The sequence below is a fragment of the Mesorhizobium sp. M1396 genome, from assembly GCF_040317725.1.
Classification (GTDB): domain Bacteria; phylum Pseudomonadota; class Alphaproteobacteria; order Rhizobiales; family Rhizobiaceae; genus Mesorhizobium.
The window spans coordinates 37,939-52,832 of the sequence record NZ_JAMYLA010000051.1; the positions used below are offsets into that span (position 1 = coordinate 37,939).

At 63.2% G+C, this 14,894-nt stretch carries 12 protein-coding genes and 1 tRNA gene; 5 read left to right on the forward strand and 8 right to left on the reverse strand.

The window, feature by feature from the left end:
• Positions 1-3: 3 nt before the first annotated feature.
• Both NKH02_RS26990 and NKH02_RS26995 read left to right on the forward strand, forming a co-directional pair.
• Positions 4-978, forward strand: a complete 975-nt coding sequence (locus NKH02_RS26990) for an ABC transporter permease subunit (RefSeq protein WP_352882752.1) — start codon at positions 4-6, stop codon at positions 976-978.
• A 4-nt stretch (positions 979-982) separates the two neighbouring features.
• Positions 983-1,801 carry an ABC transporter permease gene (locus tag NKH02_RS26995; RefSeq protein WP_352869624.1) on the forward strand — a complete coding sequence of 273 codons (819 nt, stop codon included), beginning with the start codon at positions 983-985 and terminating at the stop codon, positions 1,799-1,801.
• Positions 1,802-1,820: 19 nt separating this feature from the next.
• On the opposite strand, the gene NKH02_RS27000 is transcribed toward NKH02_RS26995, so the two are convergent.
• A complete protein-coding gene (locus NKH02_RS27000; protein ID WP_352882754.1) occupies positions 1,821-3,674 on the reverse strand; it encodes an AsmA family protein in 1,854 nt (617 codons plus the stop codon).
• A gap of 216 nt (positions 3,675-3,890) precedes the next feature.
• On the opposite strand from NKH02_RS27000, the gene NKH02_RS27005 reads away from it, so the two are divergent.
• Positions 3,891-5,849 carry an acetoacetate--CoA ligase gene (locus tag NKH02_RS27005; protein ID WP_352882755.1) on the forward strand — a complete coding sequence of 653 codons (1,959 nt, stop codon included), beginning with the start codon at positions 3,891-3,893 and terminating at the stop codon, positions 5,847-5,849.
• 334 nt (positions 5,850-6,183) lie between these two features.
• On the opposite strand, the gene NKH02_RS27010 is transcribed toward NKH02_RS27005, so the two are convergent.
• A complete protein-coding gene (locus NKH02_RS27010; protein WP_352882756.1) occupies positions 6,184-9,912 on the reverse strand; it encodes a PAS domain S-box protein in 3,729 nt (1,242 codons plus the stop codon).
• Positions 9,913-10,159: 247 nt separating this feature from the next.
• Between NKH02_RS27010 and NKH02_RS27015 the strand changes: the two genes are divergently transcribed.
• Together NKH02_RS27015 and NKH02_RS27020 are read left to right on the forward strand one after the other, a co-directional pair.
• Positions 10,160-10,618, forward strand: a complete 459-nt coding sequence (locus tag NKH02_RS27015) for a phasin (protein WP_352882757.1) — start codon at positions 10,160-10,162, stop codon at positions 10,616-10,618.
• 380 nt (positions 10,619-10,998) lie between these two features.
• Positions 10,999-11,075 (forward strand) — tRNA-His (locus NKH02_RS27020).
• A 250-nt stretch (positions 11,076-11,325) separates the two neighbouring features.
• On the opposite strand, the gene NKH02_RS27025 is transcribed toward NKH02_RS27020, so the two are convergent.
• The 6 genes from NKH02_RS27025 to NKH02_RS27050 form a co-directional block, all read right to left on the reverse strand.
• Positions 11,326-12,087 carry a hydroxymethylpyrimidine/phosphomethylpyrimidine kinase gene (locus NKH02_RS27025; protein WP_352882758.1) on the reverse strand — a complete coding sequence of 254 codons (762 nt, stop codon included), beginning with the start codon at positions 12,085-12,087 and terminating at the stop codon, positions 11,326-11,328.
• A complete protein-coding gene (locus NKH02_RS27030) occupies positions 12,078-12,683 on the reverse strand; it encodes a thiamine phosphate synthase (protein ID WP_352882759.1) in 606 nt (201 codons plus the stop codon). Before NKH02_RS27030 ends, NKH02_RS27025 begins: the two co-directional genes overlap by 10 nt.
• The gene (locus NKH02_RS27035; RefSeq protein WP_352882760.1) at positions 12,680-13,453 is read right to left on the reverse strand and encodes a thiazole synthase; all 774 of its coding nucleotides are present in this window, start codon (positions 13,451-13,453) and stop codon (positions 12,680-12,682) included. The genes NKH02_RS27030 and NKH02_RS27035 overlap by 4 nt, the downstream gene beginning before the upstream one ends.
• Positions 13,454-13,456: 3 nt before the next feature.
• Positions 13,457-13,654 (reverse strand): sulfur carrier protein ThiS, encoded by a 198-nt coding sequence (thiS, locus tag NKH02_RS27040; protein WP_352869610.1) that lies wholly within the window; start codon positions 13,652-13,654, stop codon positions 13,457-13,459.
• Entirely contained in the window at positions 13,623-14,624 is a 1,002-nt protein-coding gene (gene thiO, locus NKH02_RS27045) for a glycine oxidase ThiO (RefSeq protein WP_352882761.1), read from the reverse strand. The genes thiS and thiO overlap by 32 nt, the downstream gene beginning before the upstream one ends.
• On the reverse strand, positions 14,621-14,894 hold a 274-nt coding region (locus NKH02_RS27050), incomplete at its 5' end, for a phosphomethylpyrimidine synthase ThiC (protein ID WP_352882762.1). The genes thiO and NKH02_RS27050, both read right to left, overlap by 4 nt.

Consider the following 14,894-nt stretch of genomic DNA (forward strand, 5'->3'; position numbering starts at 1 on the left):
ACCATGTCGAGCGCCACCGTCACCACCACATCAGCCTCTCCGGCAATCAATGCCGGCAAATCCGCCCTCGCCAAGTTGGGCGCTGCCTTCGTTGGCCGCCTGGTCATCATCATCCCCTATGTCTGGCTGCTGTTCTTCTTCCTCATTCCGTTCGTCATCGTCTTCAAGATTTCGCTGTCGCAGACGGCTATCGCCATTCCACCCTATACGCCGGCACTCGATTTCAGCGGCGGCATTTCCGGATTTCTGGATCAGCTGAAACAACTCAGCCTCGACAACTACACCTGGCTGACGCAGGACGCGCTCTACTTCAACGCCTATGTGACCAGCGTCATCATCGCCGCGATCTCGACAGTCCTGACATTGCTCGTGGGTTATCCGATCGCCTATGGAATGGCACGCGCGCCAGCGACGATCCGCCCAACCTTGCTGATGCTGGTGATCCTGCCGTTCTGGACCTCGTTCCTGATCCGCGTCTACGCCTGGATAGGTATTCTCAAGCCCGAAGGATTGCTCAATCAGCTGCTGCTCGCCACCGGGGTCATCCACCAGCCGCTGATCATCCTCAACACCTACACGGCGATCTTCATCGGTATCGTCTATTCCTATCTGCCGTTCATGGTATTGCCGCTCTATTCCGCTCTCGAGAAGATGGACTATTCCCTGATCGAGGCGGCAAAGGATCTCGGCTGTCCGCCAACCAGCGCTTTCTGGAAGATCACCTTCCCGCTGTCGCTGCCGGGCGTCATCGCCGGCTGCCTGCTGGTGTTCATTCCAGCCGTCGGTGAGTTCGTCATTCCCGATCTGCTCGGTGGATCGCAGACGCTGATGATCGGCAAGACGCTGTGGAACGAGTTCTTCGCCAATCGCGACTGGCCGGTATCGTCGGCCGTCGCCGTCATCCTGCTGTTGCTGCTGATCGTGCCGATCATGCTCTTCCAGCGGGCTCAGGCGCGCGCTCAGGAAATGGACAGGTGACCTCATGAACACCACCTGGAGCCGCTTCAACATCACCTCGATCGTGCTTGGCTTTGCCTTTCTCTATTTGCCGATCGTGCTGCTCATCGTCTTCTCCTTCAACGAGTCCAAGCTGGTCACCGTCTGGGGCGGCTTCTCGACCAAATGGTACGTCTCGCTGTTCCACAACCAGGGCCTCATGGACGCGACCTGGGTGACGGCACGCGTTGGCCTGATCTCGGCCACCGTGGCGACGGTGCTCGGCACGCTGGCGGCACTCGCCTTGACCCGTTACACCCGCTTCAAGGGCAGGGTACTGTTCTCCGGCATGGTCTTTGCGCCGCTGGTCATGCCGGAAGTCATCACCGGCCTGTCGCTGCTGCTGCTCTTCGTTGCCGTCGGTCTCGACCGCGGCTTCCTGACCGTCACGCTGGCTCACATCACCTTGACCATGTGTTTCGTCGCCGTCGTCGTGCAGTCGCGCCTCGTCACCTTCGACCGCTCGCTGGAAGAAGCGGCGATGGATCTTGGCGCGACACCGGTGAAGACCTTTTTCCAGATCACGCTGCCGGTCATCATGCCGGCGATCGTGTCGGGCTGGATGCTGGCCTTTACACTTTCGCTCGACGATCTGGTGATCGCCAGCTTCACCTCCGGGCCGGGTGCCACGACGCTGCCGATGAAGATCTACAGCCAGGTTCGCCTCGGCGTGACGCCGGAGATCAACGCCGCCTGCACCATCCTGATCGCCGTTGTGGCGATCGGCGTCATCATCGCCTCGCTTGCCAACAAGCGGCGTGAGGTGCAGCGCCAGCTCGACGAGCAGGCCGCGCAGCGCGGGTGAAGATGGGAAGCGCGGCTGCCTATTCCCCCGAAACGCCGCGGCTGATCGGGGAAATGAACGGCGTGCTCCAGGTCCCGCCAACAAAAAACGATGACTGGTTGGAACCTTGCTGGCCAGTGGTCTGCGTTGCCGCCTGGTCCTGCTGAATGACACCGCCGGACAGGGCCAGTCCGCGTCCGGCGTAGGACGCGATCCCGGACAGCCAGATCTTGTATTTCGCCGAATTGGCTTCGGCCTTGTCGAGCCGAGCCACGCCCTTCGAAATGCTGGCCTTGATCTCGGCGCCGTCGATCGGCAGCGTTCCGTCGGAGACGTCGTCGAGCGCGAAGAAGCCGCCTTGTTCGGTATGCTTGAGGAAGGCCGGCAAGTTGAGCTTGCTCAACGCACCCGGTCCGAAGGTCGCCGAAACCGAGCCGTCGGCATTGTCGAAGATGGAGTCCCAGGTTCTGCCAGGCCCCTTGAGGATCACCGAGACGGTTCCGGTGCCGACCGGCACCAGCCGGGTCATCCCCGCCGCCGTGGCGAAAGCACCGCCGTCGATATCGGACGCCAGCAGCCGGATTTCGACCTGCGAACCTTCCGGCTTGCGGTCGAAGCGAAGGCTGGTCTGGATGTTGCCGCCGAAGGCCGAGGCATCGGAGATATCGAAGACGGACAGACCATCCTTGACCTGTGCGGTGGCGGCGACGTCGGCGAGCTGGATAGGCCCCGCCGTGGCGTGTGCCGCGGACAGCCTGAGATCGAGGTTGATCTTGTCGGCGAAACTTGTGTCGATTTCGCTGGGCCCGGCCCCTCCGGTCGGCGCCAGCGGCGTGAAGGCCGACAGGAACGATCTGAGGTCGAGCGTGTCGAAGGCGAGTGTGCCGGAGATCACCGGCTGAGCTTCGCCAAGCGACAGGTCCAGCGCTCCCATTCCCGGATTGTTGTCCAGCGCGATGGCGGTGTTGTCGAATTTGACGCGCCCGGCCGTCGCCGTGACCTTGCTCGAAATGCTGACCGAGCCGATCGCGGCGCCTGGCGCGATGCCGGACTGCAACCATTCCAGCACGCGCCGCAGCGAGGGCGCCGAAAACTTCGCCTGACCGTCGAAATAGCTGTTTTCGGACATGCTGGCCGTGCCGTCGAAAGAGAAGGTGGCGGGCGCGGCCTTGAAAGACAGAGTAAGCGGCGCCATGCCGCCGGCAAACAGCACCAGCGGCTTCTCCGAGGCGGCGTCCACGGCCACGCTTTCGCCGCGCCAGATCCCCGTCGCCGACAGCGTCGCATTGCTGTTCATCGCCGCCCAGGTCGCCTGGCCGCTCAGGCTGCTCAGAATCTCGACGTCCTTGCCATTGACCGAAGCCACCATGCGGCCGTCGCGAAACTCCACCGTGCCGAAAGTATCGGTCGGCAGCTTGTCGAGATCCGGCGCGGCGGGGTCGGCATTGACGACGCCGCGCGCCGCGTCGATGGAACGCGTGATGCGCCCGCCGGTCGGGACGGCGGGCAGGAAAAGGCCGGTTGGCGTGCGCTCAACCCGGATCGTCGGCCGCACCAGCCGCGCCGTCGAAAACACCACGTCGCCGCGCAAGGCCGCCATGGCGGAAAGGTCGACCTCGACCCGTTCGGCCTCGACGACCGGTGGCGCCTCGGTGTCGGTCCATTGCGACAGCGTCACATCGGTCAGGATTGCCCGGAATGTCGGCCAGACCTCGATGCGCGGCGAGCCCTCGATGGCGACCCGGAAGCCGCTCCACGCACTCATTTCCCAAGCGATGCGGTCGCGCACGATACGAGTAGAGGCGATCAGCGGCAGGGTAGCAACCACCAGCGCGATGACGATCACGGCAGCGCCGATCGCCCATATTCCGCGCCGGATCAAAGATGATGGCATATCGCCCCGTATGCTTCCATTCCGACAAAATCGCCCGATGGTGTAACCCAGTCGTTACCACGACTTCCAGTCGTCACTACGACTTAGGGCTGACGCATTTCAAGTCTTTATGGCCCCGCGATGGCATTTGCGCACATCTGGCCGCATCGGCCGAACAAAATCTTGCTCTGCTGCGCTGCGATATGCATAAGCGATGGCGACCGCGGAGGAACGATCATGGCTGCCGAAGTACCGCTCTGGACCCCGACGCAAGACCAGATTGATGCAGCACCCTTGACCGCTTTCACGAAGGCCGCCGCTGGGAAAGCCGGCGTGGCGTTTTCTTCATATTCGCAGCTTCATGGCTGGTCGGTCGAGGACCGCGACGGGTTCTGGAGCCTGGTTTGGGATTTCTGCGGCATCGTCGGCGACAAGGGAGAGCCTGTGTTGGTCGACGGCGACAGGATGCCCGGCGCATCGTTCTTCCCCGAGGCCACACTGAATTTCGCCGAGAATCTCCTGAAGAAGACCGGCGCCAGTGAGGCGATCGTGTTTCGCGGCGAGGACAAGGTCGAGCGCCGTCTGTCCTGGAACGAGTTGCATGCGCTGACCTCGCGGCTGCAGCAGCTTTTCCTGTCGCTCAAGGTGAAGAAGGGCGATCGCATTGCCGCGATGATGCCCAACATGCCGGAGACCGTCGCCGCCATGCTCGCAGCCGCCTCGATCGGCGCGGTCTGGTCGTCCTGCTCTCCCGATTTCGGCGAGCAGGGCGTGCTCGACCGCTTCGGCCAGATCGAGCCTGTCGTCTTCATCGCGCCCGATGGCTATTGGTACAACGGCAAGGCGATCGAGGTCGCCGACAAGATCGCCGCGGTCGCGGCCAAGCTCGGCACTGTCCGCAAGATCCTGGTCGTCGACTATCTAGGCACTTCGAGCGATGTCGCTGGCACCATAGACAAGGCGGTGGCGCTGGAAGAGGCGCTGTCGCCCTTCGCCGGCAAGCCCGTTGCCTTCGAGCCGCTGCCTTTCGCGCATCCGCTCTACATTCTGTTCTCGTCGGGAACGACCGGCATTCCCAAATGCATCGTCCATTCGGTCGGCGGCACGCTGATCCAGCATGTCAAGGAACACCGGCTGCATGCAGGGCTGATCGAGGGCGACCGCTTCTTCTACTTCACCACCTGCGGCTGGATGATGTGGAACTGGCTCGTGTCGGGGCTCGCTTCGGGTGCCACGCTGCTGCTCTATGACGGCTCGCCCTTCTACCCTGACGGCAATGTGCTGTTCGACTTTGCCGATGCCGAGAAGATGACCTTCTTCGGCACCTCGGCCAAGTTCATCGATTCCGTGCGCAAGGCCGGCCTGAAGCCGATCCGCAGCCATGATCTGTCGAGCGTGCGGGCGATTTCCTCCACCGGCTCGCCGCTGTCGCCGGAGGATTTCCGCTTCGTCTATGACGGCATCAAGAAAGACGTCCATCTGGCCTCGGTCTCCGGCGGCACCGACATCGTCTCCTGCTTCGTGCTCGGTGTGCCGACGCAGCCGGTCTGGACCGGCGAGATCCAGGGTCCCGGCCTCGGCCTTGCCGTCGATGTCTGGGACGACGACGGCAGGCCGGTCCGGCAGGAAAAGGGCGAGCTGGTCTGCACCAAGGCGTTTCCGGCGATGCCGATCGGCTTCTGGAACGATCCCGAGGGCAAGAAGTACCGGGCGGCCTATTTCGAGCGCTTCGATAATGTCTGGTGTCATGGCGATTTCGCCGAATGGACCGAGCATGGCGGCCTGATCATCCATGGCCGTTCCGACGCCACGCTCAACCCGGGCGGCGTGAGGATCGGCACGGCGGAGATCTACAACCAGGTCGAGCAGATGCCGGAGATCCTGGAGGCGCTGTGCATCGGCCAGGACTTCGACAACGACGTGCGCGTCGTCCTTTTCGTGCGCCTGGCCGCCGGCGTGCAGCTCGACGAGGAACTTGAAAAACGCATACGGGCAAAAATCCGCGGCGGGGCAAGCCCGCGTCACGTGCCGGCCAGGATCGTCGCCGTCACCGACATCCCGCGCACCAAGTCGGGCAAGATCACCGAGCTTGCTGTGCGCGACGTGGTGCATGGCCGCGCCATCAAGAACAAGGAGGCGCTCGCCAACCCAGAGGCGCTGGAGCTGTTCAAGAACCTGCCGCAACTGGCGGAGTGATCGCTAATGCATGTCGCTCAAAAGTGGCCCCGGTTTTGAGACAACGACATGCATGAAACAAAGAATCCGGCATGGTTACCGAAATATGTCGGTAGAATTTACCTAGATTTCATGAGTGGTACACATCCGTAAATTTTCCGCCGGGCCGGTAAGGAGTTGTTAAGGTCCGGCGTCGATAGTCGCATTCAACTTGAGGGAGAAATCCCGTTCCTCGGCCCCCGGAGGATCCGAATTCGCTCAAGCCCCCGTTGTGACAGCAATCCTATCTCTTAAGGCGTCCTTTGGGCGCCTTTTCTTTTGCCGGTACGAGATCGAGCTGTGGAGGGGCGCTGGCCTATTCCGCAAGTACACGGGTCGAGGGAAAAGCGACCTCGACCAGCGTGCCTTCACCCGGTGTCGAGTTGATGATGAACCGGGCGCGGTTGGCTTCCACCATCGCCTTGGTCAACGGCAATCCAAGCCCGGTGCCGTCGCCGCGTCCGCGCTTCAGCGCATTGATCTGCTTGAACGGCTTCAGCGCCTGCTCGATCTCGGCCTGGCTCATGCCGATGCCGGTGTCGCGCACCCGCATGACGACGTCGCCCGATGTCTCATAGGCGGTCGAGACGATCACCTGGCCGCCGGCCTGGGTGTAGCGGATGGCGTTCGACAGGATGTTGAGGGCGATCTGGCGCACGCTGCGCAGGTCGGCCACCACTTCCGGCAACCGCGAAGCGAAGCTGGAGCGGATGATGACGCGCTCGCGGTTGGCTTGCGGCTGCATCATCGCCACTGTCTCGGCCAGCGTGTCGTTGAGCGACACCGCCTCGTAGGCCATCTCCTGCTGGCCGGCTTCGATCTTCGATATGTCGAGCAGGTCGTTGACGAGGTCGAGCACATGATTGCCCGACCGGTTGATGTCGCGCAGATAGTCACGGTAACGGTCATTGGCGACAGGTCCGAACTTCTCGTCGACCATCAGTTCGGAAAAGCCGATGATGGCATTGAGCGGCGTGCGTATCTCATGGCTGATACGGGCGAGGAAATCGGTCTTCTGCGAGGACGCGCGCTCGGCCACCGCACGCGCTTGCGTCAAGTCCTCTTCGGCCCGCTTCCACTGCGTGATGTCGCGCACGACAGCGCAGAAGCCACTGTCGTTGGGCAATCGGCCAATGGTCATGAACAGCGGGATGAAGCGCCCCTGCGCCTCGCGCCCGATCACCTCACGCCCGTCATTCATCACGCTCGCCACGCCGGGCTCGGACAGCCCGTTGAGATAGTCGCGGGCGGCCCGCTGGCTTTCGATCGCAAACAGCGAGGCGAACGGCTTGCCGGTCACGTCGTCGCTGTCGAAACCGAACAGCGCTTCGGCCGGACGGCTGATCGAGCGGATGGTGCCGTCGCGGCCGATCAGCACGACGCCGTCGGTGGCGGTGTCGATGATGGTGCGCATCTCGGCGATTCGCGCCTTGAGCTCGGGAATGTCGGGCTGCGTCTGCTCGTCGCCAACCGCATTCACCGGTGCGTCATCCTCGCCGGAGCGGCGAACGACCAGCATCAGCGCCTTGCCGTCGCGCCAGGGGACTGAACGCAAAATAGCCTCGATCGGGAATTCCTGCCCGTCACGCGTCTTCAACCGAAGCGCGCGATCGGCGCCGTCGGAAGCGCCGTCGTGGGCGTAGGGATCGGCAAACAGCGCGCCGAGGCCGCCGGCATCCGCCAGGTCGTCGAGCGCCTCATAGCCGGTCAGATTGAGGAATTCGTCGTTTGCATAGTGCAACTGGTCGCCGGAATGGATAAGCAGCGGCACGGGCAGCTTGCCGAGAAGCGAAGTGTCCGGAGCCTTGTGCTCATCTCCGGCCGAAAACGCCGACGGCACGAATCCTTCGGCCTTGAGCGGCGGCACCTGCAGGCGAGGGCGCTCGACGCGTGCCGCAACGGCGTCGCTTGGACTGGCGGTTTCCTCGGCCGACGCAACCGCCTGCTCGTCAGGCGCCGAGGCTTCCTCGTCGGGCTGCGCCCAATCTTCACTATCCTCGGCATCGCGAAAGTCCGCCGACGTCATGCTGTCGTCATCATGGTCGGCATAGTCGAGCAATGAGCCCGCCGCCGCATTCGACTCGGAGGGGTCTTCATGAACCGCTTCGTTCGGATGGCCGCCATCAAGCCGCGCCAGATCCCGCTCGTCCTCGGCATCGACATCGGTTTCGGACAGCTCGGCTGGCGCTGTTTCGTTCTCTGGCTCTGCCGCGGGGATTTCGCCGGCATGCGTGGAGTCTTCCTGCTGGACAGCATCGGGCGTCGACGCAACCTCGCCAGCCGCCTCGACCGGGGCTTCGGCCTCCGCTTTAGGCACGTCAGCTTTTCCCAAAGGTTCAGCAGATGTTTCGGTCGTCGCTTCCTCGAAGCTTTCAAGGCTGGGCTTCTCGGCCCCTGGCGGCTCGACCGGGGAGCTGTCTTTCTTCAGCCGCTCGCCGATCTCGCGGAACGCGCTGCGTTCCAGACTCGACAGACCCTTGTCGTTGGCTGGCTGCCGATGTTCGGCCAGCCTGATCACCTTGTCGGCAAAGCGCCGTTCCGGTTTCGGCACGATAGTCAGCGCCGGCACCTCGCCCTTGAACGGATCCGATGCCTGAGCATCCTCGGCCTTTGGCTGTTCGGGCTCGGCTTCGACGGCTTGCGGTTCCGGCGTCGCTGGCGCGCTGCCGTTGGGCACCAGCGCCATGCCGATGGCTTCCGGATCGACGACCGCATCACTGGTGCGCGCGACGCCGAAGCCGCGGAAACCTTCGAAGGCGCGGCTGCGGCCATAGACAGGCAGCGCCGCCAGGTCGACAGGTATCTTCAGACCGGTGCCGACGACCGGCCAGAGCACGGAGCGCCCGGACCAGGTGTCGCGCCGTTCGAGCAGGCCTGATATTTCGCCGGAGGGGTCGAGACCGAAGGTGGCCGCGACATCCCTGAAGCGCCGGCCGATCACGTCGGCCGCCGGCTTGCCGACTATGTCGGCGAATTCCGGCGACAGCGCGCTGAACTTGCCCTCGGCATCGGTGCGCCAGACGAAGCGTACCGGCGCCGCCATGCGATCTGTCGCCGAGACCGTCGCGGGCGCGGAGGTGGCCTGGACATCGTCCCGTTTCGTGTCTTGGGCAGGAAATTCCAGGGCGGCCGTTTCAGCCGGTGCTTGAGGTTCGGGCGCGGCTGGTCGCGGCGCCCGTTGCCCTTCGTCCTCGCCGGCATTGAAGTACCAATGGTCGTGCTGCGCCCGCGTGCGCGCGGCTGCCGGTTGATCGCTGTTGGCTGCCGTGGGCGGCTGCGCCGTCGCGTCGGCGATCTCATGCGGCTGCGATGCGGCGACGTCGCCGGCCGGCGCAGCCCCGGCAATGGTTTGCGCCGGGTGTTCGCCGCCAGCGGTCGTGTCGTCGAGCTGGTCCTCGTCGATCACCACCAGCAGATGCCGCTCTTCGGTCAGTCTTGCCAGCCCCGCCGGATAGGAGGTCGCACCGCCGGGGACGAGGCGCTTGACGATGCGGTCGCTCTCGGCCGCGACATCGGCGACGAGCGCGGCCAGCGTCTCCGGCAGGATACCCAGCGCCGAAAACCCCTCCGAGGCGGCCTCGATGTTGCCCGCGGCATCGACAAAGGCGATGAAATGGCCATCCTCGGTAAACCCGCTGATGGCGCGAGCGGCGATTTCGCCGGCACTGCGCGAACCCGTCTGCGCCGCCGGCACGGCCAGCATGATCGCCTTTTCGGCGTCCGGCATGCTCACGGCACTGGCCAGGAAGCCGACGGCGCGGCTGGTCATGCCGGTCGCCAGCCGCACCATGATGGCGCGGTCGCTGCCAATCTCGGGAAATCCGCTGGTCGCCATGATCTGGCGCTTGGCGATCAAGGGCAGCTGCGTCGAGGCGCCGATGATGGCCTCGATGTCGGGATAGCCGAACATCGCGGCTCCCGGCCCATTGGCCCAGATCACCTGCTCCAGGTCCGCCGACAGGATCGCGATCGCGTCGCCGGCGGCAAAGCGCTGGCGGACCGCGTCGAGCACGGCGACGTCGAGGAAGGAATATTCGGACGGCATGCCTTGGCTAACCCTAACGGAGCGGCGAATTTGCAGTTAACGCTTTGTTAATAAAAGCCGGAGGCGCGAAGGTCCACAAGCCAGAACGTGCAAAGGCTGGAATTTGGGCTCTTGGTTAATGGCCCAAAAGAATTTATGGTGCACTGCAACAAAGATATTGCAATGCACAAAATTTGCCTTTATATTGCCATCATACATGAACGAGACGGCTTTCTGTCAAAGCCGCTGCCGCTGAAAAGGATGGAAAATGTCCAGGACCAAAGCCGCCGAGACGATCGAAAACGTTGAATTCCCGAGCTTCGACGCTTCCAAGGCCACCGACCAGATGCGCGCCTTCGCCGAAAAGGGCGTTGAGCAGTCGAAGGAAGCCTATGCCAAGCTGAAGACCGGCGCCGAGGAGACCCAGAAGGCTCTGGAGTCGACCTTCGAGACCGCCAAGACCGTTTCCAGCGACCTTTCGCTCAAGACCATTTCCGCCCTGCGTGCCAATGCCGAAGCCGGCTTCTCGCACCTCGAAGCGCTGATCGGCGCCAAGTCGCTGTCGGAAGTCGTCGAGTTGCAGACCGCGTTCCTGCGCAAGCGCGTCGAAACCACCGTCGAGCAGGCCAAGGACTTCCAGGCTGTCGCCTCCAAGGCGGCCGAGGACGTCTCCAAGCCGATCAAGACCGCCTTCGAGAAGGCGATGAAGGAAATCAAGGTCGCCTAACATTTACGCATGATCTGAAGATGCAACAAAAGGTCGCATTTTCTTAAGATAGATCAACCGTATGATGGTGACCATCAAGGAATACCCGGCGGGTGGAACCTCCTCCCTCTGCCTCCCGGGGTGACCAGCCAGCACCTCCTCCCGCTGGCTCGTAACAGGAAAAGGCCGGCACCTCCTCCCGCCGGCCTTTTTCTTTGTCTGGCGCCCTGTTCTTGCCTTGTGCCTCTTGTTGCCAGGCAAATGTCGTGCCGATGTGGGGAAGTGATCTTTGCTTTCCAAAAGCCTTGAATTAGAATCCATAAGCCCGTAAGGACGCATCGCCGAACGACAGAGCGGTCGAGTGGGATGAGTTTCTGCTTCGATCCCACTCAGGCAAACGTGCCGTTGTAGCTCAGATGGTTAGAGCGCCGGATTGTGGATCCGGAGGTCGCTGGTTCGATCCCAGCCAACGGTACCATAATTCACGAAATGATTTCAATGATTTACGGCTGCGAGGATGAGGCGAGCGCGCTGGAACAGCTCGTCGAACGTGGGCGGGCCAAACCATGATCGGAGGCGATCCGCGCGATTGTGGACGCTACAAATAGGGCGGAGCGCCACGCGCAAATCGGCGGGTCTGCTTCGCGCACATGAAACACTCAAAGGCCGAGGATCGAAAGACGGGCGCCCGCTCAGGCGGGCAGATCAACTTGGGCATAAAGCCACTGTCATTCGGCTGCTTGCTTCTGAAGCTTCTCGAACACAAATAGCTTGCCTTTGCGCACGCTGTCCTCAAGCGAGTTCGCCTTCGCCAGATGCGCCGCAATCGCACTGGCCAGCATGCATCCCGTCCCGCGCATCGATCCTGCAAGGCGCGGTGTGTTGAAGCGGATTGGTTCTTGATCACGGCGCAACAGAATATCGGTCGAACGAGGTCCCGCAGCGTGGCCCCCCTTGATCAGCAGGGCCCGCGCGCCAGATGCCAGCAATTTCCGTCCCTGTTTCATCGCGTCGCTCTCGTCCGCCGCCGGTTCCGCGCCAACAAGGAGCGCCAGCTCGAAGAGATTGGGGGTGACCAGACCGCAAAATGGCATCAGATCACGCTTCAAGGCGGCGATGGCGCCGGCTTCCAGGAGCCCCCGGCCCGACGTCGAGGCCAGCACCGGGTCGAGCACTGCCGGCACCTGTGGATTTTCGCGCAGCACAGCGACAACGGCAACGACGATCTCGGCCGTAGCGAGCATCCCGATCTTGATGGCCGCCACCTCGTTGGCCTGCAGCGCCGCGCGCATCTGATTGGCCACAAGATCGGGCTGCGAAGGATGGATTTCCATCACGGCTTCGTGCGTCTGCACCGTCAGCGCGGTGACGGCAAGGCAGGTGCGCACGCCAATGGAAGAGATCGTCTCGATATCGCGTGCAATTCCAGCCCCACCGCTGGAGTCTGATCCGCCGACCACGAGCACATGCGGTTCTCGCCTCAGCGCCATGGCTTTGTCTTTTCGATCCATTCTCGCGTGCGCGCTTCGGGATCGGCATTCAACGTGATGTCGGTGACCACTGCCGCGCTGTCCGCACCAGCCTCGAAAACACCGTCGAGCCGGTCGGGGTTGAGGCCGCCAATGGCGACCAATGGGATCGGCGCCACCCGATGCTTCCACTCGCTGATCCGCTCAAGCCCTTGCGGCGCCCATTTCATCTTCTTCAGGATGGTGGGATAGATGGGGCCGAGCGCGACGTAGTTGGGCATGGCGGCCATGGCCGTTTCCAGTTCGACATGATCATGCGTGCTGACCCCGACCTTCACGCCGGCTGCCCGTATCCGCGCGAGGTCGGCGGATAGCAAATCCTCCTGGCCGAGATGGACGAAGTCGCAGCCTTCCTCGATTGCCAGGCGCCAGTGGTCGTTGACGATGAACTGGCATTGGTGCTGGGCGCATAAAGCCTTGGCCTTGCGGATCTCCGCGCGCAACCCGGCTTCATCCATGCTCTTGATGCGCAACTGCACCAGCTTGACGCCGAGCGGCACCAGCCGTTCGATCCAGGCAGCGCTGTCGACGATCAGGTAGAAGGGATCAAGCTTCATGAAAAAACTGCCCTGCCGATGGTCGGCGTCGATGGCACGGCGACGTCGCGCGGTTCGAGCATTCCGGAGCTGAAAGCTTCACGACCGGCCTCGACCGCCTTGCCGAACGCACACGCCATGCCGACCGGATCGGCCGCCTTGGCAACGGCGGTGTTTAGGAGCACGGCATCAAAGCCGAGTTCCATGACGGTGGCCGCGTGCGACGGCCGCCCGAGCCCAGCATCCACGATCAGTGGAACGCCGGGGAAATGTGCGCGCATCGAGCGCAGCGCCGGAATGTTGATCGGCCCGAGGGCGGAACCGATCGGTGCACACCACGGCATCAGAACCTGACAGCCCGCCTCCAGCAGCCGCTCGGCGACGACAAGATCGTCGGTGGTATAGGGGAATACATCGAAACCGTCCTCGCACAGGATGCGGGCGGCCCCGACCAGCCCGAACACGTCCGGCTGCAGCGTGTCGTGGTTGCCGATCACTTCGAGCTTGATCCAGTTGGTGCCGAAAACTTCGCGCGCCATCTTCGCGGTCGTGACAGCTTCATTGACCGAGTGGCAGCCGGCAGTGTTGGGCAGGATTCTGACGCCGAGCGAGCGGATCAACGACCAGAATTTTTCGCCGGCCCTGCCGCCTGCCATCTCACGGCGCAACGAGACGGTCACCACCGATGTGCCCGACGCCTTGACAGCCTCGGCAAGGATGGCCGGCGAAGGATATTGCGCGGTGCCGAGAAGCAGGCGCGACGGAAGCTCGGTTCCATAAAGCTCTAACATGATCTAGCCTCCCTGCATGGGCGAGAGGATTTCGACCCGGTCGCCATCGCTTAGCTGGAATTCCGCCCGGTTGGCTTTGTGCACGAGGTCGCTGTTGACGGCCGTTGCCAACCAATCGCCCTCGTAGTCGAGCGCGGCAAGCAGCTCCGCCAGCGTGGCGGTGGCAACCTCATGCGATTCGCCGTTGACCATCAGTTTCATGAGCAAGTTCCTTGGTTGCGTCTTGATTGAAAACCAGGTCGGCAGCCTGGCGCGCCATGGCGGGGGCGAGAAGAAATCCGTGACGATAGAGCCCGTTGATCGCGACGGTGTCTCCGTTCATTTCGACGCGCGGCAGGTTGTCGGCAAAGGCTGGACGAACGCCGACACCGGTTTCAACGATCACGGCCTCGCCAAAAGCCGGATGGAGGGCATAGGCGGCCCCCAGCAGCTCCATCATCGAACGCGCCGTGACTGGTCCGGCGGACTGGCTTTCAATCATCGTCGCGCCGATCATGAAACGGTGGTCGGTGCGCGGCACCGCATAAAGCGGGAAGCGCGGATGAAGCAGCCGGACCGGGCGTGACAGCGAGATATCAGGGGTGCGCAGGATGAGCATTTCGCCGCGAACGCCGCGCAGCCTGTCATCGGCGGCTGCCATTCCCGTGCAATCGATCTGACGATCGAAACCAAAAACATGCTGGGGGTCGGCGCCGAAGTGGAATTCGACGCCCATTGCCGCGAGCTTGTGATGAAGTGCTGCCATCGCCTGGCGCGGGTCGAGATGAGCTTCATCGGGGAAGAGCAATCCGCGCCGGAAGCGGCCGGCGAGGTCGGGTTCCAGCAACGCGATTTCCTCTTCACCGACACGCCGGTGGCCCGACGTGCGACTAGCGAACCGGTCGAGCTCGCGCGCATCGCGCGGCGCGGCGAAGACCAGCGTTCCCCGCCGTGTTACCAAGCCGGGCGTTGCGGCATCCCACCAGTTGGCGGCGTCGCGTCCGAGATCCAGCACCGGCTGCTCGGCGCTTGCACGCTCGCACCATGGCGCCAGCATGCCGCCGGCGAACCACGACGCATTGCCTCCAAGGCCATGCCGGATCTCGGCGACCGTGACCGTCGCGCCGCGGGCGGCGAGTTCGAAGGCGGCGGTGAGGCCGGCGACGCCGGCCCCTTTGACCAGCACCCTCATGACGGTTCCGGGGCCTCAGGCATGAGTGGGACGCTGGTCTCGCCAGTTGGAATGTAGAGATCGCCGCCCTCGCGGTATTTCGCCGCCATGGCCGCCATGCCCTCCTTCTGCGCTTCGGCGCGGATGTCGTGGGAAATTCGCATCGAGCAGAATTTCGGCCCGCACATCGAGCAGAAATGCGCCAGCTTGTGCGCTTCCTTGGGCAAGGTCTGGTCGTGGAAGGACCGCGCGGTTTCCGGGTCGAGCGACAGGTTGAACTGGTCCTCCCAG

Excerpts from the sequence above, each read along its gene's own strand:
- NKH02_RS27015 (WP_352882757.1), top strand. The coding sequence starts at position 10,160 with ATGTCCAGGACCAAAGCCGCCGAGACGATCGAAAACGTTGAATTCCCG.
- thiS (WP_352869610.1), bottom strand. The coding sequence starts at position 13,654 with ATGAAACTGATGGTCAACGGCGAATCGCATGAGGTTGCCACCGCCACG.
- NKH02_RS26990 (WP_352882752.1), top strand. The coding sequence starts at position 4 with ATGTCGAGCGCCACCGTCACCACCACATCAGCCTCTCCGGCAATCAAT.
- NKH02_RS27025 (WP_352882758.1), bottom strand. The coding sequence starts at position 12,087 with ATGGCGCTGAGGCGAGAACCGCATGTGCTCGTGGTCGGCGGATCAGAC.
- thiO (WP_352882761.1), bottom strand. The coding sequence starts at position 14,624 with ATGAGGGTGCTGGTCAAAGGGGCCGGCGTCGCCGGCCTCACCGCCGCC.
- NKH02_RS27035 (WP_352882760.1), bottom strand. The coding sequence starts at position 13,453 with ATGTTAGAGCTTTATGGAACCGAGCTTCCGTCGCGCCTGCTTCTCGGC.
- NKH02_RS26995 (WP_352869624.1), top strand. The coding sequence starts at position 983 with ATGAACACCACCTGGAGCCGCTTCAACATCACCTCGATCGTGCTTGGC.
- NKH02_RS27005 (WP_352882755.1), top strand. The coding sequence starts at position 3,891 with ATGGCTGCCGAAGTACCGCTCTGGACCCCGACGCAAGACCAGATTGAT.
- NKH02_RS27000 (WP_352882754.1), bottom strand. The coding sequence starts at position 3,674 with ATGCCATCATCTTTGATCCGGCGCGGAATATGGGCGATCGGCGCTGCC.
- NKH02_RS27030 (WP_352882759.1), bottom strand. The coding sequence starts at position 12,683 with ATGAAGCTTGATCCCTTCTACCTGATCGTCGACAGCGCTGCCTGGATC.
- NKH02_RS27010 (WP_352882756.1), bottom strand. The coding sequence starts at position 9,912 with ATGCCGTCCGAATATTCCTTCCTCGACGTCGCCGTGCTCGACGCGGTC.